Origin of the sequence: Arthrobacter sp. StoSoilB19 (assembly GCF_019977275.1) — a bacterium.
Lineage (GTDB): Bacteria > Actinomycetota > Actinomycetes > Actinomycetales > Micrococcaceae > Arthrobacter.
Genome location: NZ_AP024650.1, coordinates 380,383 through 405,180 on the forward strand (window position 1 = coordinate 380,383; position 24,798 = coordinate 405,180).

The 24,798-nt window shown below is 66.6% G+C and carries 22 protein-coding genes; 15 read left to right on the forward strand and 7 right to left on the reverse strand.

The window, feature by feature from the left end; translation table 11 throughout:
• Positions 1 to 239 precede the first annotated feature (239 nt).
• Positions 240 to 1,448, forward strand: coding sequence for an aspartate transaminase (locus LDO86_RS01825; protein WP_018772099.1), 1,209 nt, complete (start codon positions 240 to 242; stop codon positions 1,446 to 1,448).
• 46 nt (positions 1,449 to 1,494) lie between these two features.
• Positions 1,495 to 2,190, forward strand: a complete 696-nt coding sequence (locus LDO86_RS01830) for a 4-carboxy-4-hydroxy-2-oxoadipate aldolase/oxaloacetate decarboxylase (protein WP_018772098.1) — start codon at positions 1,495 to 1,497, stop codon at positions 2,188 to 2,190.
• A 95-nt stretch (positions 2,191 to 2,285) separates the two neighbouring features.
• On the opposite strand, the gene LDO86_RS01835 is transcribed toward LDO86_RS01830, so the two are convergent.
• Entirely contained in the window at positions 2,286 to 2,528 is a 243-nt protein-coding gene (locus tag LDO86_RS01835; protein ID WP_026266203.1) for a hypothetical protein, read from the reverse strand.
• Between the two features lie 123 nt (positions 2,529 to 2,651).
• Positions 2,652 to 3,614, reverse strand: a complete 963-nt coding sequence (gene nac, locus LDO86_RS01840) for a nitrogen assimilation transcriptional regulator NAC (protein WP_018772096.1) — start codon at positions 3,612 to 3,614, stop codon at positions 2,652 to 2,654.
• A gap of 393 nt (positions 3,615 to 4,007) precedes the next feature.
• Between nac and LDO86_RS01845 the strand changes: the two genes are divergently transcribed.
• The 10 genes from LDO86_RS01845 (at position 4,008) to LDO86_RS01890 (ending at position 12,572) form a co-directional block, all read left to right on the forward strand.
• On the forward strand, positions 4,008 to 4,793 hold the full coding sequence (locus LDO86_RS01845; protein ID WP_018772095.1) for a 5-oxoprolinase subunit PxpA: 786 nt from the start codon (positions 4,008 to 4,010) through the stop codon (positions 4,791 to 4,793).
• A 2-nt stretch (positions 4,794 to 4,795) separates the two neighbouring features.
• Complete coding sequence (locus LDO86_RS01850; protein ID WP_018772094.1) at positions 4,796 to 5,527, forward strand: carboxyltransferase domain-containing protein; 732 nt, start codon at positions 4,796 to 4,798, stop codon at positions 5,525 to 5,527.
• On the forward strand, positions 5,524 to 6,537 hold the full coding sequence (locus LDO86_RS01855; RefSeq protein ID WP_018772093.1) for a biotin-dependent carboxyltransferase family protein: 1,014 nt from the start codon (positions 5,524 to 5,526) through the stop codon (positions 6,535 to 6,537). The genes LDO86_RS01850 and LDO86_RS01855 overlap by 4 nt, the downstream gene beginning before the upstream one ends.
• A 136-nt stretch (positions 6,538 to 6,673) precedes the next feature.
• A complete protein-coding gene (locus LDO86_RS01860) occupies positions 6,674 to 7,429 on the forward strand; it encodes an SDR family oxidoreductase (RefSeq protein ID WP_018763292.1) in 756 nt (251 codons plus the stop codon).
• A 45-nt stretch (positions 7,430 to 7,474) separates the two neighbouring features.
• Positions 7,475 to 8,416 carry a 2-hydroxyacid dehydrogenase gene (locus tag LDO86_RS01865; protein WP_018772092.1) on the forward strand — a complete coding sequence of 314 codons (942 nt, stop codon included), beginning with the start codon at positions 7,475 to 7,477 and terminating at the stop codon, positions 8,414 to 8,416.
• Positions 8,413 to 9,183, forward strand: a complete 771-nt coding sequence (locus tag LDO86_RS01870; protein ID WP_018772091.1) for an SDR family oxidoreductase — start codon at positions 8,413 to 8,415, stop codon at positions 9,181 to 9,183. Before LDO86_RS01865 ends, LDO86_RS01870 begins: the two co-directional genes overlap by 4 nt.
• A complete protein-coding gene (locus LDO86_RS01875) occupies positions 9,183 to 10,274 on the forward strand; it encodes an L-idonate 5-dehydrogenase (protein WP_018772090.1) in 1,092 nt (363 codons plus the stop codon). Before LDO86_RS01870 ends, LDO86_RS01875 begins: the two co-directional genes overlap by 1 nt.
• Entirely contained in the window at positions 10,271 to 10,813 is a 543-nt protein-coding gene (locus LDO86_RS01880) for a gluconokinase (protein WP_018772089.1), read from the forward strand. Before LDO86_RS01875 ends, LDO86_RS01880 begins: the two co-directional genes overlap by 4 nt.
• A gap of 74 nt (positions 10,814 to 10,887) precedes the next feature.
• On the forward strand, positions 10,888 to 11,484 hold the full coding sequence (locus LDO86_RS01885) for a TetR/AcrR family transcriptional regulator (RefSeq protein WP_018772088.1): 597 nt from the start codon (positions 10,888 to 10,890) through the stop codon (positions 11,482 to 11,484).
• Positions 11,481 to 12,572, forward strand: a complete 1,092-nt coding sequence (locus tag LDO86_RS01890) for a DMT family transporter (RefSeq protein ID WP_018772087.1) — start codon at positions 11,481 to 11,483, stop codon at positions 12,570 to 12,572. The genes LDO86_RS01885 and LDO86_RS01890 overlap by 4 nt, the downstream gene beginning before the upstream one ends.
• Here LDO86_RS01890 and LDO86_RS01895 read toward each other — a convergent pair.
• Together LDO86_RS01895 and LDO86_RS01900 are read right to left on the reverse strand one after the other, a co-directional pair.
• Positions 12,483 to 12,779, reverse strand: a complete 297-nt coding sequence (locus tag LDO86_RS01895; RefSeq protein ID WP_224084219.1) for a DUF3040 domain-containing protein — start codon at positions 12,777 to 12,779, stop codon at positions 12,483 to 12,485. The genes LDO86_RS01890 and LDO86_RS01895 overlap by 90 nt on opposite strands.
• Positions 12,780 to 12,874: 95 nt before the next feature.
• Positions 12,875 to 13,921 carry an aldo/keto reductase gene (locus tag LDO86_RS01900; RefSeq protein ID WP_018772086.1) on the reverse strand — a complete coding sequence of 349 codons (1,047 nt, stop codon included), beginning with the start codon at positions 13,919 to 13,921 and terminating at the stop codon, positions 12,875 to 12,877.
• Positions 13,922 to 14,098: 177 nt separating this feature from the next.
• Here LDO86_RS01900 and LDO86_RS01905 point away from each other — a divergent pair, with 177 nt between their 5' ends.
• Entirely contained in the window at positions 14,099 to 14,833 is a 735-nt protein-coding gene (locus tag LDO86_RS01905) for a GAF and ANTAR domain-containing protein (RefSeq protein WP_018772085.1), read from the forward strand.
• 161 nt (positions 14,834 to 14,994) lie between these two features.
• On the forward strand, positions 14,995 to 17,217 hold the full coding sequence (gene malQ / locus LDO86_RS01910; protein ID WP_043425676.1) for a 4-alpha-glucanotransferase: 2,223 nt from the start codon (positions 14,995 to 14,997) through the stop codon (positions 17,215 to 17,217).
• A gap of 94 nt (positions 17,218 to 17,311) precedes the next feature.
• Here malQ and LDO86_RS01915 read toward each other — a convergent pair whose 3' ends face one another.
• Entirely contained in the window at positions 17,312 to 20,467 is a 3,156-nt protein-coding gene (locus tag LDO86_RS01915) for an alpha-amylase family glycosyl hydrolase (protein ID WP_018772082.1), read from the reverse strand.
• Positions 20,468 to 20,649: 182 nt separating this feature from the next.
• On the reverse strand, positions 20,650 to 21,696 hold the full coding sequence (locus LDO86_RS01920) for a beta-propeller fold lactonase family protein (protein WP_018772081.1): 1,047 nt from the start codon (positions 21,694 to 21,696) through the stop codon (positions 20,650 to 20,652).
• 194 nt (positions 21,697 to 21,890) lie between these two features.
• On the opposite strand from LDO86_RS01920, the gene LDO86_RS01925 reads away from it, so the two are divergent.
• A complete protein-coding gene (locus LDO86_RS01925; RefSeq protein ID WP_223993537.1) occupies positions 21,891 to 22,742 on the forward strand; it encodes a putative protein N(5)-glutamine methyltransferase in 852 nt (283 codons plus the stop codon).
• A 134-nt stretch (positions 22,743 to 22,876) separates the two neighbouring features.
• Here the strand turns inward: LDO86_RS01925 and LDO86_RS01930 are convergent, their stop codons facing one another.
• Entirely contained in the window at positions 22,877 to 24,697 is a 1,821-nt protein-coding gene (locus LDO86_RS01930) for an HNH endonuclease signature motif containing protein (RefSeq protein WP_224084220.1), read from the reverse strand.
• Positions 24,698 to 24,798 lie beyond the last annotated feature (101 nt).

Sequence of the window (24,798 nt, forward strand, 5' to 3'; positions counted from 1 at the left end):
GGCGTCGCGGGGGCCGGCGGTGTGCCTTCATTGGGCCCGTTATCCACCCTGCAGGTTACGCCCCGGTCAAACCGGCAGGGCAATACCGAAAGTACTTGGAGCAATAGGCGAAAGTTCTAGGTGCTCCGTCATAAGGGCTGCTTATCTGTCCACGCACTTTAGGTCTTATCCAAGGGGGCGGCTCCTTCCCTAGGCTCAAATGAACCACCCCCATCCGTACCGGAAGCCTGGAAGACACCATGCCTGAATTCGTGCCCGCATCACGCGTAACCCGTATCAAATCCTCACCCAGCGTTGCCGCGGCGGCCCGTGTCCGGGAGCTCAAGGCCGAGGGCCGCCGGATCCTGGACCTGACGGTCGGCGAGCCGGACTTCGACACGCCCCAGCACATCAAGGACGCTGCCGTCGCGGCCATCGACCGTGGTGAAACCAAGTACACATCGGTCACCGGGACGCCGGAACTGCAAAAGGCCATCCTGCAGACGCTGCACCGCAAAACAGGGCAGCAGTACACCGCCGGCGAAATCACCATCGGGGGAGGCGGCAAGCAGGTCATCTTCACCGCGTTCATGGCCACCCTCGATCCGGGCGACGAAGTTGTCATTCCAGCGCCGTACTGGGTCTCCTACCCGGACATGGTGCTCGCCAACGAAGGCACCCCCGTCATCGTTTCCTGTGGTGAGGACACCGGTTTCAAACTAACCCCCGAGGCACTGGCAGGCGCACTGACGGAGCACACCAAGTGGGTCATCCTCAACACGCCCTCCAACCCCACCGGAGCGGTCTACTCCCGCCAAGAACTGGCAGGCCTGGCCGCCGTCCTCAAGGACCACCCTGACGTCTATGTCCTCACCGATGAGATCTACGACGAGATCCACTTCGGCGAAGAGCCCATAACGGGTCTCGTGGCCGTTGCCCCTGAGCTTAAGGACCGCGTGCTGGTCACCAACGGGGTCTCCAAGGCCTACGCGATGACCGGATGGCGGCTGGGTTACGCCGGCGGCCCGGCGCCCCTGGTGGCTGCCATTAACAAGCTGCAGTCCCAAATGTCCTCCTGCCCGTCCTCGATCAGCCAGGCGGCTGCCGCCGCGGCACTCACGGGAGACCATGCGTTCGTCCGCGAAAGCGTGGAGGTGTACCGCGAACGGCGTGATGCGGCAGTCGCCGGGCTTAACGCGGTCAATGGCCTGCAGTGCGCGACGCCGGAAGGCGCCTTTTACGCGTACGTCAACTGCGCCGGGGTCATCGGCAAGACGACACCCGACGGCAGGCGGATCAGCAACGACGAGGACTTCACGTTGTATCTCCTGGAAGCGGCGTCCGTTGCCGTCATCCAGGGTTCGGCGTACGGACTAAGCCCCTACTTCCGGATTTCCTATGCCACCGGCCTGCCGGTGATCGAGGATTCCATCGCTGCCATCGAAAAGGCCGTCAGGGCGCTGGCCTGACCCAATCACTGCTTTGCCCACGCTTTCTACAAAACAGGAGCACCTCATGATCCATGTCAAAACAAAATTCGACCGCCCTTCCGAAGATGCCGTTCAGCGGCTCTCCAAGTTCTCCTCTGCCACAGTGCATGAAGCCCAGGGCCGCAAAGGTGCGTTGAGTTCGAAGATCAAGCCGATTGACCGCAGCATGTCCTTCTGCGGCCCGGCCGTTACCGTGGTCTGTGCACCGCGGGACAACCTGATGCTTCAGGTGGCCATTCACTACGCCAAGCAGGGCGACGTTGTCCTGGTGGCAGCCGGTGAGTACGAGGAAGCCGGGACATTCGGCGATGTGCTGGGCAACGCCATGAAGGCGAAAGGCCTGGCGGGTATGGTTACGGATTCAGGCGTCCGCGACACCAAGGACCTGATTGAACTCGGATTGCCGGTGTTCTCCGGCAGTGTCTGCATCAAGGGGACCGTCAAGGAAACCATTGGCCCGATCAACCATCCCCTGGTGTTCGGCGGCGAAATTGTCTACCCGGGCGATGTCCTGCTGGGTGATGCCGACGGTGTGGTGGTGGTCCGCAAGGATGAGATCGAGGAAGTCATCAGGCTGTCGCAGGCACGCGTGGACGCTGAGGACGACCTCATCCGCCGCTACAAGGAGGGTGGCACCACCATCGAGTTGTGCAAGCTGACCGAGGTCCTGAAGGCAAAGGGGCTGCTGGTGGAAGACGCCGAATTGGAGCCCGCGCTGTAGCTCACACCGATGGGGTTAAACCACAGAGGCCCGGAGTTCCTTCTGGAACTCCGGGCCTTCTGTTGGCCGCCGGCGGGGCGGTGGTTCAAGCCACCTCAGTTGATCCCGGGAAGAAGGTACGCAGGCGGCCCCACCTGGGAGTCGTCCAGGTACCACATGGTGGATCCCCGCTTGCCCGGCGGCATCATGCTGCCCTCGAAGACAAACACCGGATCCGAGGCAGCGCCGTCCTCGGCCCGCCAGAAACCATTGGTGGGGCAATGCGAACCGGTGCTGGCCTTAAGCTGGATCCTTCGTTCCGAGGATTTCCGGTATTGCAGGCTGGTGATCTTTTTCATGCTGGGCTCCAAGGGAATCATTTGTGCCGGGTAAACGCCGTTGGCGAACCTTTATGGCTTTTATCCTAGGACGCAGCAAATTCCATGGATAAGACTTATGGAGCGTGACCTGATAAGGGCCGCTTATGATGCGCCCGCGCCAGCTGAGGGTGTTCCGCTGGAAAGCGGCTGGTATTTGCTGCGCAGCATTTCCTGGAGCATTTCCTTCAGCACCAGCAGAACGGCGGAACCGGCCTCAGAGAGCGGTTCGTGGTCCGGAGTGCACAGCGCGATCTTGCACTGGAGTGCAGGCCCGGTGATCCGCAGGACCCGGAAGTCCTCCTCATGGAACAGGGCATCCGCGGCCGACTTTGGCAGGATGGTCGCACCCAGGTCGCTGCGCAGCAGCCTGGTCAGGGACGGCACCGATTCCACTTCCCCCACCAGGTGCAGCGTGAGGCCCTTGCTGTCGAAGCCCGCCTCCACCACCTGGCGGAGGGTGTGGATCCGTTCGGGCAGGAACAGGCCCAGCGTGGCCGCCGCTTCCAGGGCGATGGTGCCGGCCCCGGGATCCACCGGAAGCTCCCGCGCGGCGTTGACCACCAGGTACAGGTCCTCGACGATGAGGGTGGTGAATTGCACACCCCGGATGGGCCCCGGTTCATAGATGAGGGCCATGTCCAGCCGCCCGTTCTTGATGGCCTCGCTGAGTACGCCGCCGTATATCTCGGTCAGGTGCAGCACGATGTCGGGGTAGCGCCGCCCTACTTCGCGGATAATCCGCGGGGTAAGGCTTGAGGCCATGCTGTAGGGAGCGATTGCTATGGAGACGCGCCCGGAAGGTGCCGCTCCTGAAGCTGCCACATCGATCCTTGCCTGCTCCACTTGGCGCAGGATGGTTTGGGCGTGCCGGTAGAGGGTATGGCCGGCCGCCGTGGGCTCCACGCCCTGCTTGCTCCGGATCAGGAGCCGCTGCTTCAGCTCCGTTTCCAGGGCCGACACCTGCTGGCTCAGCGCCGGCTGGGCGACGTGGAGGGCGGCGGCCGCCTTGGTGATGCTTCCTGAGTCGACGATCTTCACGAAGTACGCCAGCTTCCGGGTGTCCATAGCGCTCCTCTTTTCCAGCCGGGGACGGCACAGCCTGCGGGGTCATACGTTGGCGCTATGGCGGGACAGGCAATACGTCTTTGTGTGATCCGAGTCTCGGGCATAGGTTAATTGCAGATGACTTTTCCAATGACCAGATCATTCTATCCCGGCCCAAGCCATCGCCGGTTTTGATGCCGGCATATGTTTTGTGCATAAGCAGGAAAAAATTTGTTGGAAAAGCCAGTCTTGTTGTTACGAAATAAGGGCCGCTTGAATTTTTCGGGGTCGCCAATAGCGCCCCTAAAGGTCATAACTGTTCCCTATAGCGTGATACCGCATTCGTCTTTGTGTGGCTCCAATCCCGATGCCACACTGATTTACACCCGCAGCACCAGCAGAGGAAGGCCCGCAATGCCCACAGTTGATCTCGTAGCGGATCTTGGTGAAGGTTTTGGCGCCTACTCGATCGGCGACGACAACGCCCTCCTGGAAATCGTCTCCAGCGCCAACATCGCCTGCGGCTTCCACGCGGGGGACCCTGACATCATGGACGCCACCGTGGCTGAATGTGTCAGGACGGGAGTCGGCATCGGCGCCCACCCGAGCTTCCCGGATCTTCGCGGCTTCGGCCGCCGGGCCATGGACCTCACGGCTGACGAAGTCCGCAACGATGTGCTCTACCAGCTGGGTGCCCTGTCGGCGTTTGCCGCCTACCACGGCGGTACCGTCTCCCACCTGGCTCCCCACGGCCGCCTGGGCAACCTGGTGGCCACCCGCGCGGACTACGCCCGAGCCGTAGCAGATGCCGCCGCCCGGGTGGACCCGAAGCTGATCATCCTGGCGCAGGACGGTGAACTCGCCACTGCGGCGGCGGAGCGCGGCCTGCGGGTGGCCATCGTTGGCATCGCGGACCGCGCCTACCAGGATGACGGTACTCTGGTGCCGCGCAGCCGGCCCGGCGCCGTGATCCACGACCCTTCCGTCATTGTCCGGCGCACTGTGCGGATGGTGACCGAAGGACTCATCGAAACAGTCTCCGGCAGCGACATCGCCATCCATGCCGACACGGTGCTGCTCCACGGCGACAATCCGGGCGCCGTCGAACTTGCCCGCCTGGTTCGCAGCGAACTGATCGCCGCAGGCGTCACCATTGCCCCGTTGGCACAAGTGCTCGCCGCAAAGCAAAAGGTTTCCTGACCATGGCCGCCCCAACGACAACCAGCCGGACAACGCTGGACATCTACGAGTCAGGCGACGCCGCCCTGCGTGTGGTGGCACAGGCCGGTGACGCAGAAGCCAACTGGGCCACGGTCCACTCCCTGGCCGGCTGGCTGGCGACCGCCGGCGTCGAAGGCATCCATGGCGCCGTTCCCACCTACGACTCCGTCCTGGTCGAATTCGACCCCTACCTCACCTCCGCCCGCCAGGTCAGGGCGTTCATCCTCCTGGGGATGCGCCAGCTGGACTTTGTTGGCACCACCCTGCGCGAGCCGCGCCGCTTCGAGGTGCCGGTCGTGTACGGGGGCAGCTACGGGCCGGACCTGGAAAGCGTGGCAGAACACCAGGGCCTGGATGTCCAGCACGTTATCGCCCGGCACACGGCCAAGACCTACGTCATCCGCTGCCTCGGAGCGCCGGCAGGCTCGCCCATGATGGACGGACCAGACTTCCCGGTCCCCGTCCCCAGGCTCAAGGACCCGCGGCTGTCCGTACCCGCCGGTGCAGTATCCGTGGCCGGACGCCAAGCCGTGATCGCGCCCGCCGTCGCACCAGGAGGATGGTGCGTCATCGGCCAGACCCCCCTGACGGTCCTGGACGCAGCACGCGAACCCCTGGTGCCCTACGTCCCCGGCGATGAACTGCGCTTCTACCGCATTCCCGCGGAGGACTTCGGAAAGTATGAGGGGCAGTTCCTGGAGGCCCGGCCATGACCGGGTCACTTGTCGTCCTTCAGCCCGGACACTCCGTCGTCACCGATCTTGGCCGGACGAAGGGTCCTGCATTCGGACTTCCCGTCAACGGCGCCCTGGACCAGTTTTCGGCCAAGGCCGCGAACATCCTGGCCGGCAACGGGGACAACGATCCGCTGCTGGAACTAACCGCCCTGGACTTCAGGATGCGCGCCACCACGGACCTGCTGATCGCCGTGACCGGCGCGCCGCTGGACCTCTCGGTGGGCGGCCGCGACTGCCCCCAGTGGGAGCCCGTCTCCGTACGGGCCGGCGAAACAGTGACGGTCCGCGGAATCCGCACCGGTCTCCGGGCCTACATCGCCGTCCGCGGATCCTTCACTGTCCCCACGCTGCTGGGCAGTTGCGCACCGGACACGGTCGTGGGCTTCGGACTGAAACTTGTTGAGGGCACCCGGCTTGCAACGCAAAAGACCACCGCGCCCCTCACTCAGCCATACTTCGGCTTGCCCCTGTTCCGGCTGGGGCTGGCAAAGCCGGAATTCACCACCCACCCGGTCATCGACGTCACCGACGGGCCGGACGTAGCCGAATTCGGCGACACCGCAGACCTGCTTTTCACCACGCAGTACACCGTGAGCCCCCGAAGCAACCACATCGGACTCCGGCTCGGCGGCGCACTTCCCGAACGCCAACTCACCTCCGAGGTCCTCTCCCGCGGTGTCCCGGTGGGGGCCATCGAGGTTCCGTCCCGGGACGAACTGCTGGTCCTGCACCGGGGACGCGGCGTTACGGCGGGCTATCCGGTCATGGGGGTCGTCACAAGCCGCTCCCTGGATGTCCTGGCACAGTCCAGGCCCGGACACACCGTCACCTTCAGAAAGACAACCGTGGCTGAAGCAACAGCCATGCACCGCACAGCCTGCCTGGAGCTGGACAGACTCCGGAACACCGTGAACACAGTCTTCGGACTCCTGGGGGTCGGCGCCGGCCAGCGCTGGCACGAACTCAGCCCGGCGTCAGGAGCCTGAACATCATGAATGCCCGTCCCACCGCCCGGGACCGCACCCACAAACCGCTACGCGATCCCTAACCCCCTGCCAACCACTACGCCCAGCCCATCGCCGGACCTAAGAGCCCCGCCATTTACCACTTATTGGAGTCCCTGTGCCTTTTTCCGACTACACCACAGCCCTCGTCACCGGAGCGTCCACCGGCATGGGCGCGGCCATCGCCGAACGTCTCGCCAAGCGCGGATTGACCGTGCACGCGGTGGCCCGCAACGAGGAACGCCTCGCCGAACTGGCCGACCGCACGGGAGCAGTCCCGCATGTGGTGGACCTGACCGACACCGCCGCCCTGGCCGGCGTCGTCCGCGACCTCAAGGTGGACGTCCTGGTGAACTGCGCCGGGGTCTCCCGGACCGGCAACATCCTGGACTCCTCCGAGCAGGACATCGACGAACTCATCGACGTCAACCTCCGCGGCCTGCTGCAGCTCACCCGGCTGGTGCTGCCCGGCATGGTGGAGCGGGACCTGGGCCACGTGGTCAACATCAGTTCGATCGCCGGGCTCTACAACTTCTACGGCCACACCGCGTACCACGCCACCAAGGCCGCCGTGCACCAGATCTCCCGGCAGTTGCGCAACGACACGGTCGGCAAGCGCATCCGCGTCACCGAAATCTGCCCCGGCCGGGTGGAGACCGAAATCTTCGGCCGCAACCTGGGCGGCAGCCCCGAGGCCATGGAAGAAGCCTGGCAGACCTACTACGAGGGCTACGAGTCGCTCACCACCGACGACATCGTCAATGCCCTTGATTACGCCATTGAAACCCCGCGCCACGTGAATGTGGGCATGCTCGAGCTCATGCCCACCTTCCAGGTCCCCGGCGGACTGACCTTCGACCGCCGCGACGCATAACGATCCGCCCGCAGCACCTTCCCACCAACCGATAGGCCTTCAACGATGCAGCACGTGCAAACCGTCAGTTTCCCCGAACCCCAGCTCCTGGCCGATTTGTCCCCGCTCCCGGAGGGACTGACGGGAGTGGTGTGGGACATGCAGGGGGCCCCTGACGAGGCCCACGGAAGCATCGACGGGGTCATCCTGCCGTACCTCAATGCCGGCGCGGTCCTGGCGAACCTTGGCAAGGTCCCGGACCTGAAGTTCGTGCAAACTCAGTCAACAGGGTTCGACGGCGTCCGCGAGGCAGCGGGTCCGGCCGCCGCCGTGGCAAACGCCTCGGGCGTCCATGCAGCTGCCACCGCGGAGCTGGCCGTTGGCCTCATCCTCGCCAAGCTCCGCGGCATCGACCAGGCCGCCCGCGATCAACAGGCCGAACGCTGGAACCCGCAACGCCGCCAGTCGCTGGCCGACCGGAAGGTCCTGCTGCTGGGCATCGGCGGAATCGGGAAGGAGCTGGCCCGCCGCCTGGAGCCCTTCGAAGTCACACTGACCCGGGTGGGAAGCGCCGCACGGACCGATGCGGACGGCCAGGTCCATGGTCCGGATGAACTCGTGGCGCTCGCCGCCGGCCACGACATCCTGGTCTCCGTCCTTCCCCTCACCGAGGCGACCCACCACCTGGTGGGAGCCAAGGTCCTGGCCGCCCTGCCGGACGGCGCCCTGGTGGTCAACGTCGGCCGCGGCGCCGTGATCGACACCGACGCCCTAACGGCTGAAGTGGTGTCCGGCCGCCTGCACTGCGCCATCGACGTTGTCGACCCCGAACCGCTGCCCGCCGGCCACCCGCTCTGGTCGTCGGAGAACGCCCTCATCACCCCCCACGTTGGCGGCAACGCCTCAGCGTTCGAACCACGGATCCTGAAACTCCTGAAACGGCAGCTTGAGGCCCTCGCCGTCGGCGAAACCCCGGTCAACCTGGTGCAGCAGGGACCGTTCGCATGAGCTCACTGTTTGACCTCACCGGCCGCGTCGCATTGGTCACCGGCTCCAGCCGCGGCATCGGCTCGTCACTCGCCCGGGCACTGGCCGACGCCGGTGCCACGGTTGTGCTGAATGGCATCAACCCGGAGCGGCTCAAGGAAGCCGAAGCCGCGCTCGCCGCCGACTTCCCGGCCGGCCGCATCGCCAGCATCGCGTTTGACGTCACCGACGGCGAGGCGGCAGCCCGCAGCATCGCGTGGATCGAAGAGCACGTGGGTCCGTTGGAGATTCTGGTGAACAACGCCGGGATCCAGCACCGGGTGCCGATGCTGGACCTTGAGGTGGCGGATTGGGAGCGGGTCATTTCCACGGACCTGACCAGTGCGTTCCTGGTGGGGCGGGAGGCGGCCCGGCACATGATTCCGCGCGGCCGGGGCAAGATCATCAACATCTGCTCGGTGCAGACGGACCTGGCCCGCCCCACTATCGCCCCGTATGTTGCCGCCAAGGGCGGGCTGCGGAACCTCACCCGGGCCATGACGGCCGAGTGGGCCGCTTCCGGCCTGCAGGTCAACGGGATCGCGCCGGGGTATATCCACACCGAGATGACGCAGAACCTGGTGGACGACGAACAGTTCAATACCTGGATCCTGGGCCGCACCCCGGCCCACCGCTGGGGCACGCCGAAGGACCTGGCCGGGCCCGTGGTCTGGCTGGCCTCGGACGGGTCGGACTTCGTGAACGGCCAGACCATTTTCATCGACGGCGGAATGACGGTGGTGGTCTGATGCCCGCGAACACACCCGTCCAGCCAGGCCCCAACACGCTGCCCGCCTCCGGGCCGGCCGTGGTGGCCCACGCCGCCGGGGACCTCCGGATCGATGAGGTCCCGCTGGCCCTGCCGGCGGATGACCAGGCCGTCGTCGAGGTCTTGTACGGCGGCATCTGCGGCTCGGACCTGCATTACTGGCTGCACGGCGCGGCCGGGGAATCCATCCTGAAGGCACCCCTGGTCCTGGGCCACGAAATCTCCGGCGTGGTGGTCCGCGCCGCCGCCAACGGCCAGGGACCGCAGCCCGGAACCGCCGTCGCCGTCCACCCCGCCACCCCGGGACCCGGCGCGGCCAGGTACCCCGCGGACCGGCCCAACCTCTCACCCGGCTGCACCTACCTGGGCAGTGCCGCCCGCTACCCGCATACCGACGGCGCCTTCAGCCGGTACGTGAACCTGCCCGTCCGGATGCTGCGGGCCCTGCCCGAGGGCATCGACCTGCGCACGGCCGCCCTGGTCGAACCCGCGTCCGTGGCCTGGCACGCGGTCTCCCGCGCCGGGGACGTGGCAGGGAAGACCGCGCTGGTGATCGGGTCCGGCCCCATCGGTGCCCTCGCTGTCGCGGTCCTCAAACGCGCCGGTGCAGCGCACATCACCGCTGTGGACCTCCATCCCAAGCCGCTGGAGATCGCCAAGGCCGTCGGCGCGGACCAGGTCATCAACGCCGCAGACACGGAAGCGATCGCCGCCGTGGAGGCGGACGTGGTGATCGAATCCTCCGGCAACCACCACGGACTGGCCTCCGCCATCCGCGGCGCGGTGCGGGGCGGGACCGTGGTAATGGTGGGGCTGCTGCCCACCGGCATGCAGCCGCTACCCATCTCGCTGGCCATCACCCGCGAACTGGACCTCAAGGGCTCCTTCCGCTTCAACGACGAAATCGACGAGGTCATCGCGGCGCTTGCCGACGGGTCACTGCACATCGACCCCGTCATCACCCACCAATACCCCGTGGAGGACGCCCTGCACGCCTTCGAGGTGGCCAAGGACTCCACCAGTTCCGGCAAAGTCCTCCTCAGCTTCGACGGGAACGGGGAGGAACGGTGAACGCCCCGTTGCCGCCCCTGGTGGTGATGGGCGTGTCCGGCTCGGGGAAATCCACCATGGGCTCCCTGCTGGGCCTGCGTCTGGACATGCCATTCTTCGATGGCGACGATTTCCATCCGGCCGCCAACAAGCAGAAAATGGGCGCCGGCAAACCGCTCACGGACGTTGACAGGGAGCCCTGGCTTGGCACGCTGGGGGAGCTGCTCGCAGGAAAGGCCGACGGCGTCACAACAGTCCCGCCTATCGTCGCCTGCTCAGCGTTGAAGCGCCGCTACCGGGACCTGCTGCGCAGCGCAGCGCCGGATGTTGTCTTCATCCACCTGACCGGAAGCGCGGGCACCATTGGCGCGCGGATGGAAGCCCGCGCCCACGAGTTCATGCCGCGGACCCTGCTGGAATCCCAGTTCGCAGCCTTGGAGGAACTGGACGAGGACGAGGCCCACCTCCTGGCCGATATCACCGAGCCCCCGGAACTCCTGGTGGAACGGCTGGCCACGGAGCTCCAGGCCGTGTCCGCTAAGGCGGTCCGCACCGCCTGATTCACAAACGGGTGTTCCGCCCTTGTGGTGGTAGTAGGTAGACTGGCCTACCTACTACCACCGCAAGGAGCCCCATGCCTGTGTCACGCGCTTCGGCGACCAGCCGCCGCCCCGCCCGGGTGCTGCTGCTTGAAGCGGCAGCGCGCCTTTTCTATGCCCAGGGGGTGGCCGCCACGGGGATCGACACCATCACTGCCGAGGCGGGCGTTGCCAAAAAAAGCCTCTACAACAACTTCACGTCCAAAGCGGACCTCGTGGCCGCCTACCTGGAAGCACGGCGTGAGGAGTGGCTCGGCCTTTACCGGACGCGGCTGGAAAAGGCCGGGACCCCGTCGGAGCAGGCACTGGCGGTCTTCGACGCCTACCTGGACCACGCAAATGCCGCCTACCAGCACGGATTCCGCGGCTGCGGGCTGCTCAACGCGGCGGCTGAACTGCCCGCAGGGGACCCCGGGCGGACTGCAGTGCGGCTCCACAAGGAGGAAGTGCAGGAACTCCTGGCCCGGCACGTCACGGCACTGTTGCCCGGGAGGGAGGGGCAGGCGCCTGCCGTTGCCGCCCACTTGGCCTTCCTCCTCGAAGGTGCCATGGCCAGGGCAGGCCTGGAGGGCGGCGACGTGCCGCTGCGGCAAGCCCGGGCCATCGCCGGGCAACTGCTGGACGACCTGTGAACAACAAGCCAAACCATCAGCAGGCCCAGCCCTGGGGAGCGCTCTCCATAGTGGCGGCATCCATCCTCTGGGGAACCACCGGAACAGCGGCCACCTTCGCGCCCGCCGTGAGCCCACTGGCCATCGGCGCGGTGGCAATGGGGCTGGGCGGACTGATGCAGGCACTGTACGCCGCACGGCACATTGCCGTTCAGTCGGGCAGCCTGCTTGCGCGATGGCGCCTGGTATCCCTCGGTGCCGTGGCGGTTGCTGTCTACCCCCTGGCCTTCTACAGTTCCATGCGCCTCTCCGGAGTGGCCGTGGGTACGGTGGTTTCCATCGGTTCAGCTCCGGTAGCGGCCGCCCTGATCGAACGTTTCGCGGACGGGAAGCCGCTGAGCCGACGCTGGATTCTCGGGGCGCTGCTGGGAATTGGCGGCGCAGCCCTGCTGTCCCTTGCCGGGCACTCGCCGGCAGCACCCGCACACGGGGCTGCTGGCGCCGGGGCTGATTCCTGGAACTCGACTTCCTTGACTTTGACTTCCTTGGCGCCGACGGCGGGAATCCTGCTGGGGCTGCTGGCCGGAACTACTTATGCTCTGTACTCCTGGGCGGCACACCGGCTGACCGGTGACGGGGTCTCTTCACGGGCGGCCATGGGCGCCGTTTTCGGACTCGGCGGGCTCCTCCTGGTGCCTGTCCTTGCCGCAACGGGACGCCCGCTGCTGGAGTCCTGGACCAGCGTCAGCGTCGGCGCCTACATGGCGGCGGTCCCCATGTTTGCCGGGTACCTGCTGTTCGGGTGGGGCCTGGCCCGGGTAGGGGCGAGCACGGCCACCGGCATCTCGCTGCTCGAAACCGTGGTGGCCGCCGTCCTGGCCGTGCTCGTGGTGGGAGAACGGCTCCCAGCACTTGCCTGGCTTGGCGCCGCCGTCGTCCTGGCAAGCATGTTCATCCTGGCGCCGCGGCGGCAAACTGCTGCGGCACCCGGGGGCCGCGCAGGTGCACCACCACGGCCATCAGCCGGTGGTCTGCCGGCCGCCGCTCCGGGCCAGCACCGTGGGACCGAGCAGCAGGCAGGCGCCCAGCCCCAGCAACAGAATCCCTAGCACCACCGCACCGGGAGCCGGCAGCCCGGCCCCCGCGATAATGAGCACCACACCAATCAGTGCCGCCGCCATGCCCGGGAACAGGCCTGCGGGGAGACGGCGTGCCGGATAGCCGGACAGCAGTTCCATGGCCAGGTGGGGATCGTCCGCGATCAGCCCCAGTTCCAGCTCCTTGAGCAGGCGTCGCTCCTCATCGGACATTGGCATGGCAGGCCCCGGCTTCCTTGGGCGGCGGTATCGGTATCGACCGTAGGAGCCTTCAACCGGTTAGTCAATAGTCCGGGGTCCGGGCTGGAAGCCGCCTACCGGCGTCGTAATTCCGCGAACTCGATGGACGGCACGATTGCGCCCGCGTCCCGCTCCACAAAGTTGGTTCCCGGCGGCACCAGGTCGTCGATGGCATCCAGTACGGTCTCGCCAAGCTGGACATCCGCCGCGCGCAGGTACGCCCGGAGGTGTTCCTCGCTGCGCGGGCCGATGATCACGCTGCTGATGGCGGGATGGGTCAGGGCAAACCCCACGGCCAGGTCCACCAGGGACATTTCCAGCTTGTCCGCCAGCCGGGCCAGCGAGTCCGCGGCCAGCAGCTTCCGCTCGCTGGATGGCCCGGAGATGTCGTACCGGCCGGACAGTGTGTGGACCCGGGTGGGCGGCTTGCCCGATTCGAGGACGAAGCTGCCGGACAGCCAACCGCCCGCCAGTGGGCCGTAGGCAAGCACGCCCAGGCCATACTGCTGGGCGATGGGCAGGACGTCCCGCTCGTTGCCGCGGACCAGCATGGAGTACGGAACCTGGTTGCCCAGCGGCGGGATCAGATGGTTTGTGGTGGCCAGCCACTGGGCCTCCACCAGCTGGGCCGGCGTGAACACCGAGGTCCCGTAATACAGGATCTTGCCCTGGCGGATCAGGTCGTTGAGGGTGGTGATGGTCTCCAGGACGTCGGTGTTGTAGTCCGGCCGGTGCGCCTGGTACAGGTCGATGCGGTCCGTCTGCAGGCGCCGGAGGCTGCCCTCCACGGCCTGGGTGATCCAGCGCCGCGAGTTCCCGGAGTGCGCCGGGTTGGGGCTCATCTGGCCGTGGAACTTGGTGGCCAGGAAGACATCGTCCCGGCGGCCGCGGAGGGCCCGGCCCACCACCTGTTCGGACTCACCCTGGGAGTAGACATCAGCGGTGTCGATTGCGGTGATGCCGGCGTCCAGGGCTTCATGGATGATCCGGATGCTCTCGTCCGCGCCGGTGGGGGCGCCCTGGGAGCTGCCGTTCCCCTCGCCGAAGTTCATGGTGCCAAGGGTGAGGGGACTGATGGGGGTTCCCGACCGTCCGAACACCCGCAGTTCGCTCAGGCTCATCTGCGGCCTCCTCCATTCAGTTGCCGTGCCTTGGATCGTCACGAGGCTACACAGATTCGGCAGGCCGCCACAGATTCCCGCCTTAGTCCTTCTCTTTTCGTCGTACGGAGTAACCGGCGCCCCGCAAATGACGTTTTGTGGCGCGCACGCGGCACTCCATAGCGCCTATATTGAGGGATGGGCTCCTCCAATAGTGACGACCAGTTCGTCCAGTTGCATGACATCATCATGGGCAGCGGCAATGTTGCTGATTTCCTGACTGAGCTGTCCTCTGTTGCAGCCTCCGCCGTCAGCGAGGACGCGGGCGTGTTCGTCGAGTGCGGCGTGACCCTCCAGCGCCGCAAACGCAGTGCCACCATTGCGGGCAGCAGTGAACGCGCCGTTGTCCTGGACAAGCTGGAGCAGGTCCTGGGTGAAGGTCCGTGCATTGCGGCGCTGGAGGCCATGACGCCCGTCATCCTTTCCAATGTGGAGACCGATACCCGCTGGCCCAAGTACCAGAAGTTGCTGGCCGAGAACGGCTGCCGCAGCGTCCTGGGCGTCCCGCTTGCCCTGGACGGGCACCAGTCCGCCGCGTTGAATTTTTTCGCTTCGGAACCGGACGTGTTCGCTGACGAAGTCGTTCGCAGGGCTGAGGGGTTTGCTGACCTCGCGGGCCGCGCATTGAGGCTGGCACTGCGGATCGCCGACGCCCAGAACCTGGCGGACGACCTGAGGGCCGCAATGGCCAACCGCACCACGATCGACCTGGCGTGCGGGGTGATCATGGCCCAGAACCGGTGCAGCCAGGATGAAGCCATGGCCCTGCTCACCAAGGCGTCCAGCCACCGGAACCAGAAGCTGCGGGACCTGGCAGCGGGAGTCATCGGCCGGGTCAGCGACGGAGCCGTGACCACGCACTTCGATCCGTAACGTCCACCTCCGGAACCCGTCCTGATCCGCCTGGATGCCGTCCCGGTTTCGCCTCCGCGCCGCCCTGCAATAATCTGAACCAACGGTTGTGCACGGGGGTGTCAGCGCCCGGTACAACAGCACTGTAAGTTCCGGGACCATCACAGACGAGGCGGACACCCATGACGGCTTCAGACCAGCAGCACGCACCAGGCCCAGCGATCCCAGCAGGCCCTCCCGCCGCTGCGGCCGGGCCAGTCGATCCGCACCTGCTGCAGCAGCTGGCCGACGCGCATGGTGTGGGTACGTCCTTCCAGGGCTGGGATGGGCTGCCGCATTCCGTTGCCCAGGAGACGCTGGTCAAGGTGCTGGCAGCCCTCGGTGTTGAGGCACACACCAACAGTCACATTGAGGCTGCCCTGGCCGAAGCCGAACTGGCGCCGTGGCGGCGGATGCTGCCGCCCGCCGTCGTCATTAAGCAGGGCGAACCGGCCCAAGTGCCGGTCCACGTGCGCGACGGCGCCACCGCGCGCCTGACCGTCACCTTGGAAGCTGGAACCGAACAGCGCGAAGCGGTCCAGCAGGATGTCTGGGTCCAGCCCCGGGAGGTGGACGGCGTCTCCACGGGACGTGCCACCTTCGCGCTTCCCCAGGACCTGCCCTTGGGCTGGCACACGCTGCACGTCGAGTCGGAGGGCGCTACGGCCAGCGCCGCCCTGGTGGTAACCCCTGCGCGGCTGGCCACGGCAAAGCCGCTGGAGGAACGCCGCGGCTGGGGGCTGGCCACGCAGCTGTATTCGGTCCGCTCAAAGCGGTCGTGGGGCATCGGCGACTTTGCGGACCTGGCGGACCTGGCCGCGATCAGTGGTGCGCGCGGCGCCGACTACGTGCTGGTCAACCCGCTGCACGCGGCCGAGCCGGTACCGCCGGTCCAGCCGTCGCCCTACTCGCCGTCCACCCGCCGGTTCTTCAATCCGCTGTACATCCGCATCGAGGCCATTCCCGAGCTGGCATACCTCCGGCCGCGGAAACGTGCGGCGCTGGAAAAGCTGCACGAGGAAGTGGCAGGGCTGAACCGGGAAGGCACCCGCCTCGACCGCAATGCCGTGTACGCGGCCAAGCTGCAGGCGCTGGAAATGCTTTATCACACGCGCCGTTCACCGGCCCGGCAGGCCGCCTTCGATGAGTTCTGCCGCAGCTCCGGCCGCGGCCTGGAGGACTTCGCGCTCTGGTCAGCCATCCGCGAGGACCTGGCGCCGGACGACCCCCTTTGGACAGACCCGGAGTGCGCCATCGGAACACCGGAAGCCGAAGCCCTCCGGGAGAAGCTGGCGGACCGGATCGGGTTCCACCGCTGGCTGCAGTGGATCTGCGACGAGCAGCTCGAGAACGCCCAGAGGGCCGCGCTCCGGTCGGGGATGCGGCTGGGCGTGGTGCACGACCTTGCAGTAGGCGTGGACCACAGCAGTGCCGACGCCTGGACGCTGCGCGGCGTGCTGACCCCGAACACCAGCGTGGGCGCACCTCCTGACATGTACAACCAGCAGGGGCAGGACTGGGGCCAGCCCCCATGGCACCCCGCACGCCTGGCCGAGGCCGGATATGAACCGTTCCGCAACATGCTGGCCAACGTGCTCAGGCATGCCGGCGGCATCCGCGTGGACCACATCCTGGGACTCTTCCGGCTGTGGTGGATCCCCATGGGGAACGCTCCGGGGGATGGCGCCTACGTCCGCTACGACCACGAGGCCCTGATCGGCATCCTCGCGCTCGAGGCGCACCGCGCCGGTGCCGTGGTGATCGGGGAGGACCTGGGCACTTTCGAGCCCTGGGTGCGTGACTACCTTGCGGCCCGGGGGATCCTGGGCACGTCCATCCTGTGGTTTGAGTACGACGGCGATTCGCCCCTTGCGCCCGAAAAGTACCGCACGCAGGCGCTCGCCAGCGTCAACACCCACGACCTGCCACCCACCGCCGGCTACCTTGCCGGGGACCATGTGGGGCTCCGGAGCCGGCTGGGGCTGCTGGAACGGTCCGAGCAGGAGGAGCGCGCGGAGCACAACGCGTCTTTGGAGAAGATGTTCGCCCTGCTGCGCGAGCGCGGGTACCTCTCCGAGGGTGCCGCCGGCGGCGTGGAGGGGCAGCCGTCCGAGGAGCACACCATCGAGGCGCTGCACCTGCTGCTGGCCCAGGCGCCGTCGGTCCTGCTCGGCGTGGCCCTGGTGGATGCGGTGGGGGAGCGGAGGGTCCAGAACCAGCCCGGAACCACAGAAGCCCTGTACCCCAACTGGCAGGTGCCCCTGGGGGGGCCGGACGGCAAACCCGTCTACCTTGATGACCTCCCCGCCAACAAGCGGTTCAACTCGCTGCTCGCGGCGGTGGAGGGAGCCCTGCGCCGGGCCTAAGCGGCTCTCAAGGCAACAGGCCCCGCCGCTTTTGTAAGCGGCGGGGCCTGTTGCCGTAGTTGCTTTGCCTGGTTTGCCTTGTTCGGCGGGTGAACTAGTTAGCGGCGATCACATGGGTGAAGTGGTCGTACCGGAAGGTGACCGGGCCGCCGTCGTGCTCAAACACTATGTTGGCACCCGGGGAAGCGCCGCCGGCCCCATAACTGATGTCCCAGCTGCGGTTCAGGGCCGCCTTGAACTCGTAGCTTCCCGCAGGAAGGTCCGGAACGGACAGCTTCCACACGAGGTCTGCCGGGTCCAGCACCAATTGCGCCTGGTTACAGGACGGCTCCCAGTCCGAGGCGCAGCCCAGCTCGCTGTCCATGCTTCCGGCTGCCGCCACGGCGGCCGGCTGCTGCGAGGCGTAGACGGCGCTGAGCAGGTGGGTGCTGTTGTCATAACGGAAGGTCACCGGGCCGCCGGGATGGTCCAGCACGATGTTCTGCCCGTTTAGCTGGCCGTCGGCGCCGTAGTTTTCGTCCCAGCCGCCGTTGAGCGCTGCCTTGTATTCGTACTTCCCGGCCGGCAGGTCCACGGTCAGCCGCCAAATGCGGTCCGCCGGGTCCAACACCATCCGGGCCTGGCTGCAGCCTGGATCCCATTGTGCGCTGCAGCCCATCGCCTGGTTCAGTGATCCGGCCACCGTGACCGAGTCGGGCTGCGGGGCCTGGCCCACCGTGACAGTCCTGGTTTCGCTGGTGACGTTGTAGCCGGTGCCGGTCATGGCCGCCCGATATTGGACCTTGGTGCCGTCCGCCAGCCCGGTCACGTCGTCGGTTGCTGAGTAGACGGGCGAGGACGAGTCCGTGCCCACCGCGGTCCAGACCCCGCCGCCAACACTGCGCTCGAAGGACACCACGTGGCTGGCCTTCTCCGGGTCAGCGGTGGCGCTGAGCTCAACCTTGCCTTCCACGCTGCTGCCCTCCGCAGGCTTCTGCAGGGTCAGCACGGGCGCGGGTACGGCCGCGGAGCGGCTTTGGCTGGTGGCGGAATGCCCGCCGTTGTCCAGAACGGTGGCGCGGTACTCCAGCGGTGTGCCGGCATCCAGCGCCGCGACGTCGTGGAAAACCTGGTACGGAGCGGTGTCGTCCGTGCCGATCGGCTGCCACGCGCCGCTCGCCGTCCGGGCTTCAAAGGTGACCTCGTAGAACGAAGCACCGTCGACGTCGGCCGTTACGTTGATGCGTCCGTTGTCACCAGGCGCGGCGGCCGGCTGCCGGAGGGCGACGGCGGGAGCCTCCTTGGAGTGCGGAATGCGGCCCGAGGATTCGTAGACGACGGCGGAAAGCGGCGGCACGGTCACGGTCAGTTTGGCGTCGTCAGAGGTTTTGGCTTCATCGGCGCCTTCGCCGTAAACGCGCATGTAGCTGCGCTTGGCGATGTAGGTGGGGACTTCCACCGTCTGTGTCTGGGTGCTGTTGTTCAGTGCCACCACGTATTCGCGCTGGTCCTTGGCATCGGTGCGGGAGAAGGCGTAGATGCCCGGCCCGTCAGCGGCGTAGCGGTGCTGGTGTGCGCCATTCCGCAGTGCCGGGTGCTCCTTGGTGAGGGCTGCAAGCTCCCGGATTTTGGCGTAAAGCGGGTGGCTTGGGTTGAAGTTGTCCGTGGCGTGGGTGGCGTCCGTGCCCAGCAGGTCGTCGTCCAGGTAGTCCGGGACTTTGCTGGCGAAGAGGGTCTGGCGGGCATCCTGGTCGCCGCCCGGGCCGGTGAAGCCCTGTTCGTCGCCGTAGTACACCACCGGGTTGCCGCGGGAGAAGTACATCAGCTCGTGGGCCAGCTCGTCGCGTGCCACCTTCTCGGCATCGCCTGCGGCGGGGTTGTCCTGGGCGATAAAGCTGCCGATGCGGCCCATGTCGTGGTTGCCCAGGAACGTGGGCAACTCATAGACGTTGGAATCGGCGTCGGTGTACCAGTCGTCACCGGCGAAGAATTCCTGGAGCGCCTTGGCGTCCTGGCTCTTGGAGGCAAAGTTGCGGGCGGCATCCTGGAAGGGGAAGTCCAGCACGGCCTGCATCTTGTTGCGGGTGGTGAACTGGGAAGTGAAGCTCTTGGTGGTGTCGAAGACCTCGCCGAACATGAAGAACTCGTCCTTGCCGTGCTCCTTGGCGTAGCTGAGGACGTTGGGGCCGAATTCCTGCCAGAACTCGTTGTTCACGTGCTTCATGGTGTCGATCCGGAAACCGTCCACGCCAAAGTCGCCGATCCAGGACTTATAGATGTCCTCCATGCCGTGCACCACGGCGGGGTTTTCGGTGAAGAGGTCATCGAGGCCGAAGAAGTCGCCGTACATGGAGTCCTCACCCGTGAAGGTGGTGTCGCCGCGGTTGTGGTACAGCGTGGGGTCGTTCAGCCAGGCGGGAACCTTGAGGTTTTCTTCGCCCGGTGCCAGGACCGGCTTGTAGGGGAATGACGTGTTGGCGTCCAGCCGGGGGAAGGTTCCGGTGCCGGCGTAGTCGCGGTCGTCGAACGCTTCGCCGGAGGCTGTCTTGTAAGGGACTGCGTCCTTTGAGATGTAGCCTTTCCGGTTGCCCTCCTGGTAGCCGATGACGTCGGCCGTGTGGTTGGTGATGATGTCGAAATAGACCTTCATGCCGCGGGCGTGGGCCTCGTCGATCAGGGCCTTGAGCTCACCGTTGGTGCCCAGGTGGGGGTCGATCTGGGTGAAGTCGGTGACCCAGTAGCCGTGGTAGCCGGCCGACTTGTCCTCGGGCTGGACCGCCTTGTTCTTGAAGCTGGGGGTCAGCCAGATGGATGTGGTGCCCAGGCCCTGGATGTAGTCGATCCTGCTGCGCAGGCCGGCCAGGTCGCCGCCGTTGTAGAAGCCCTTCCTGGTGGGATCGAAGCCGGAGACCATGGGATCCGGCCCCAGGCCGCCCTGGTCATTGGCGGTGCTGCCGTTGCTGAACCGGTCTGCCATGACGAAGTAGAAGTTCTCGTCCGTCACGGGACCGCGGAGCGAATGCAGGGCGGTGGAGGATCCCTGGCCCTGGGCGCCGGGATTCTTGGAGCCTGAATCCTTGAGGCCCACCGCGGCATGGGCCGGGAGGACTGCTGCGGAAACGGCTACCGCGGCGGCAAGGAGGCCGGCCGCCGACCTCGCCGTGATTGCCCGGCCCGGGGCCCGGCGGCGGGTTGTGGGGTGCTGTGTTCCTGCGGGCTTTGCCTGCAGTTGGGCGCGTGGGGGCGCGCCGGGAGGGGTGCGGAATAACAAGGGTGAGACCTTCCTGGGAAGCAGCGCTGCTGTACAGGCTTGCCGTTGACAAGGGATGCGGCAGGAGGGTTCGAAGGACAGCATGCAGACCTGTGAACCAAGTCACAACTGTAAGCGCTTGCACTGAATTACTCCAGCGTCTGGGGAAGAGTAAGGGGAGGAAGCCGTAGCGGGCATCGCAGTTAGCCGGCGGACACCAAGGCAGTGGGAGAGGGGGTGCGAAGATCATGAAGCACGGGGCCGGGGAGCCCGGTGACGGGATCCAGTTCAAACGTGGCAATGTTGTCCGACCGTTCGTGGGCCACGTGCAGCCAGCTGCCCCGGACCATGTGGTGCCGCGGCCAGTCCCCGCCGCTGTCGAAGTCCTTGACGGGGATCAGTTCGGTGCCGCCGGCTGCTACTTCCAGGACGCTGAGGAGGTTGGATCCACGCACGCCGGCGTAGGCGAAGTTCCCCTGCGGGCCAAGGCAGATTTCGGCGGCCGAATCACCGTCCTGGCTGCCGCCCGCAGTTGCAGGTCCGCGGAATATCAGCTCATAGGTGCCGGCCTCGGGCCGGACCACGAAGACCTCCACGGAGTACTCCGACACAATGAAGACGTTGCCCGTGGGGTGCTCCACCATGTGCCGGGGACCGGTGCCGCAGGGGAGGACCACCTCGTGGTCGGCTACCAGGCCGGTGCCCGGCTCATAGGTCCAAATGCGGAGGGTGTCGTGGCCCAGATCGGTCGTCATGATGCGCCCGTCGCGCAGCATCAGGCTGGCATGGGCGCGGCTCGGCCTGGGGCTGCCGGGGAAAAGGCCGGCGTGGGGGTCAACCGACGGTGCCGCGGGGAACCGTGCCGTCATGCCGCCGTCGTCATCCAGCTCGTAGAGCAGGACCTGCCCGTCACCCCAGCATGCAGCGGTGACAAACCGGCCGTCCGGGTCCACGGCGACGTGGCAGGTGGCCTCTCCGGCAGGCTCCGGTGCCCCGGACAGTTCCAGCGCAAAGTCACCCCGTCGGCGGTAGGCCTGAACCATTTTGCGCTGCTCCGCCGCTGCGTAAACTAACGGCAGCGTCGGGTGCACGGCCAGGAACGACGGCGACTGTGCCTGGACTGCCGTGCCCAACCATTCAAGGCTTCCGTCCTGATGCTCCCGCACGGCCCCGATGCCATTGGCGCGGCCGCCGCCGTCGGGGGTGTAGGTGCCGATCCAAAGAATGTTGCTGGCTGTTCCCGTGGTCATTAACCCATCCTGCCAAGAGTTGGCATCCATTCCCGAGCACACGGCCACCTATTAGCATGGGATTTCCAGCAGCGGACGAAGGAGGTGGATCCCATTACCGCAGTCACAGTTTTGGGTATTCCCGTTCGGTGCCGTCCGGAGAGCTTGGCCTAGCCGCCATGGGGACGCCCGTCTTCCCACCGAAAGGCGTTGCTGTGCCCCCTCTCGACTCACGGACTGCCGGCAGTCCTGCCCCGTCGCCGGTCTTCGAAGGCATTGTCTCCGCATTGCGGTCCGCCGGCTGCGTTTTCGCGGAGGAAGAGGCCCGCCTGCTGCTGGCGGAGGCCTCACTTCCCGGCGACTTAGCGCGAAATGTCCGGCGCAGGGTGGAAGGCGTCCCCTTGGAACTCATCCTGGGCTGGGCGGAATTTGCGGGCCGGCGCATTCTGGTGGAGCCCGGTGTCTTCGTGCCGCGCCGCCGTACCGGGCTGCTGGTAAATGAGGCCCTCGCCCTGCTGCCGGCGACGTGGCCGGAGGGGCCCCGGCGGAAGCCCGCTGTTGTAGTGGACCTCTGCTGCGGGTCCGGAGCCGTGGGAGCGGCCATTGCTCATGAGGCGCCATGGGCGGAGGTGCATGCGGCGGACATCGATCCTGTGGCCGTCCGGTGCGCCAGGCGGAACGTCGGGCCCGTGGGCGGCCAGGTTCACGCGGGGGACCTGTTCGATGCCCTGCCGCGTGAACTGCGTGGCCGCGTCCGGGTGCTGGTGGTCAATGCTCCCTACGTGCCCACGGAGGCAATCCGCACCATGCCCCCCGAAGCGCGGCTGTACGAACCTGCCGCATCCCTCGATGGCGGTCCTGATGGACTGGACTTCCACCGACGCGTCGCCGCCGGGGGCATCGGATGGCTGGCTCCCGGCGGGCACCTGATCATCGAAACCAGCCAGCGGCAGGCATCCGGCACCTCCGCGATCCTGGCCGCCGCCGGGTTCGGCACCCGGACAGTCCATTCGGAGGAAGTGGACGGCACCGTGGTCGTGGGGCGCGTGGCGGCAGGGACCCACTAACCCCGTCCTCCCGCTCCCCAATATCTTGCCTGCCGCCTGGAGGATCGAGCCAACCAGGCCCAGCAGCCGTGGACCGCACGTAACGGTCCTTCTGAACCGTCCGGAAAACCCCAGGACCGGCCCGTCTGCGTTATCTATTCGTCTTGGGGTTGGGGTGGTGGTGGTTTGAAGTAGTGGTTTTGTTGGGGTTTTTGGATGGGGTCGATGTGGGGTGGGGGGATGAAGGTTGGGGTGTGGTTGGTGGTGGTGATGGTCCATTGTTCTTTGTGGATGAGGTGGTGGTGGTGGCTGCAGAGCAGGACGCCGTTGTTGATGGTGGTGGGTCCGCCGTGTGACCAGTAGGTGATGTGGTGGGCTTCGCACCAGGGTGCGGGGATGGTGCAGTTGGGGAAGGCGCAGCCTTGGTCGCGGGTGGTGAGGGCGGTGCGTTGGGCGGGGGTGAAGAGGCGGGTTTTGCGGCCGAGGTCGAGGATTTCGCCGTGGGTGCCCAGGAGCGCGGGGATGATGTCGGCGTCGCAGGCGATTTTGCGCAGGGTGGTGGCGGCGACGGGTCCGGTGAACGCGAAAGCCCCGGTCCCTGCCTCTGTCCCTGTGCCTGTCTGTGTCCCTGGTGGTGCGGGTCTTCCCGGCCGTTCTCCTGTCGCTGTTGCTGTGGTGTGGGTGGGGAAGAGGTCCCGGTAGTGGATGGTGGCGATGATTTGGGGTTTGTTGCCGCCGGCGGTGGGCAGGGTGTTGGTGGCGAGTGCGGTTTTGGTGGCGGTGATGATGCCGTCGAGTTGTTTTTGGGCGCGGGTGCGCCTGTCCAGGTCAGGCGGGGCCGGCTGGGCGGTGTGGTCGGTTGCGTTGTTCGCCGTTGCGATGGTCCCGGTGCCGGTGGTTGGGGTGGTAGTGCCGGTGCCGGTGCTGGTGTTTGGGGTGGTGGTGCGGGGGTTGGTGGCGGTGTTCATGACGGTGAGGAGGTGTTCGTATTGGTCGGTGGTGGCGAAGATTTCGAGGTGGTGCAGGCCGTGGCGTGGTTTGCGGATGAAGGCGCCTTGCGTGTGGCGGAGGGCTTCTTCGGTGGGTTCGGTGCCGTCGGCGTCGATGGTGTCGGTCCAGCGTTGGGCCAGGCGGGTGAGGAAGTCGGGGTCGGTGCTGGTGGCGGCGGTGGTGAGGTGGTGTTCGATCCGGTCCAGGGTGTCCGGGGTGGTGTGGTGTTGGAGCCGGTCCAGGGTGGCGGTGATGAGGGTCGCGGCGTAGGAGGACACGGCCGGTGCCTGGAGGCTCCCGGTGGGCGGTTGCGTGGTGGTCCCGTCAGTGGCGGGGTGGGGGGTTAGGGCGGTGGCGAGGTGGGGCCGGGTTGGTGGGAGTGGTTGGCCGGTGAGGCTGGTGCGGGGCAGGGTGTGCTGGGCGAGGGTGAGGCGGCGGCGTGCTTCGCGGATGGGGATGCGGAGCCTGAGGCGGAGGAACTCCGCCGTGTTGCGGCAGCCGTCATCGGCAGGGGAGGGCGGGGCCAGGGGTCTGCGGGCTGCTGTGGTCCTGGCCGTGGCCTGGGTGATGGCCTGGGTGCGGGTCCGGTCCACAGTCAGGGCTGAGATGAGTTGCAGATACTCCACGGTGCGGGCAAGGTTCTCGACCCGGGCGGCGTAATCGGCGGCCTCGACATAGGTGGCAGTGGCCAGCACGCCCGGGGCGGCCAGGGCGGCGGTGGCGAGTCCTTCGGCAAGTTCCCCGAGCGTGGCAGGTGTCCGCGGGATGGGCGGAGGCGCGGACAGCTTCGCAGCCGGGTTTTCAGCCGCGGGTACAGGCCAACGGGGGCTGGATCCGTCAAGGCGGGATCCGTCAGGGCTGGATCCCTCACCGCCGGGGACGGCACGAAGGCGGGCCGGACTCACCACCCGGCTGTCGGCGTCGTCAGCGTTCCCGCCGAACAACCCGCCGTACAACCCATCCAGCTGCTCCCCAATGGCCTCCATAACCCAACTCTGCCAGCCACCACCGACAATCAAGAGCCCCCAAAACCCCTATGTGGATAACCTAGGCACGGTGTACGTGCAAGCCTGGTTAAACGCTGCCG

Coding starts and splice junctions, on each gene's coding strand:
- LDO86_RS01825 (WP_018772099.1), top strand. CDS start 240: ATGCCTGAATTCGTGCCCGCATCACGCGTAACCCGTATCAAATCCTCA.
- LDO86_RS01830 (WP_018772098.1), top strand. CDS start 1,495: ATGATCCATGTCAAAACAAAATTCGACCGCCCTTCCGAAGATGCCGTT.
- LDO86_RS01835 (WP_026266203.1), bottom strand. CDS start 2,528: ATGAAAAAGATCACCAGCCTGCAATACCGGAAATCCTCGGAACGAAGG.
- nac (WP_018772096.1), bottom strand. CDS start 3,614: ATGGACACCCGGAAGCTGGCGTACTTCGTGAAGATCGTCGACTCAGGA.
- LDO86_RS01845 (WP_018772095.1), top strand. CDS start 4,008: ATGCCCACAGTTGATCTCGTAGCGGATCTTGGTGAAGGTTTTGGCGCC.
- LDO86_RS01850 (WP_018772094.1), top strand. CDS start 4,796: ATGGCCGCCCCAACGACAACCAGCCGGACAACGCTGGACATCTACGAG.
- LDO86_RS01855 (WP_018772093.1), top strand. CDS start 5,524: ATGACCGGGTCACTTGTCGTCCTTCAGCCCGGACACTCCGTCGTCACC.
- LDO86_RS01865 (WP_018772092.1), top strand. CDS start 7,475: ATGCAGCACGTGCAAACCGTCAGTTTCCCCGAACCCCAGCTCCTGGCC.
- LDO86_RS01870 (WP_018772091.1), top strand. CDS start 8,413: ATGAGCTCACTGTTTGACCTCACCGGCCGCGTCGCATTGGTCACCGGC.
- LDO86_RS01875 (WP_018772090.1), top strand. CDS start 9,183: ATGCCCGCGAACACACCCGTCCAGCCAGGCCCCAACACGCTGCCCGCC.
- LDO86_RS01885 (WP_018772088.1), top strand. CDS start 10,888: ATGCCTGTGTCACGCGCTTCGGCGACCAGCCGCCGCCCCGCCCGGGTG.
- LDO86_RS01895 (WP_224084219.1), bottom strand. CDS start 12,779: ATGCCAATGTCCGATGAGGAGCGACGCCTGCTCAAGGAGCTGGAACTG.
- LDO86_RS01900 (WP_018772086.1), bottom strand. CDS start 13,921: ATGAGCCTGAGCGAACTGCGGGTGTTCGGACGGTCGGGAACCCCCATC.
- LDO86_RS01905 (WP_018772085.1), top strand. CDS start 14,099: ATGGGCTCCTCCAATAGTGACGACCAGTTCGTCCAGTTGCATGACATC.
- malQ (WP_043425676.1), top strand. CDS start 14,995: ATGACGGCTTCAGACCAGCAGCACGCACCAGGCCCAGCGATCCCAGCA.
- LDO86_RS01920 (WP_018772081.1), bottom strand. CDS start 21,696: ATGACCACGGGAACAGCCAGCAACATTCTTTGGATCGGCACCTACACC.
- LDO86_RS01930 (WP_224084220.1), bottom strand. CDS start 24,697: ATGGAGGCCATTGGGGAGCAGCTGGATGGGTTGTACGGCGGGTTGTTC.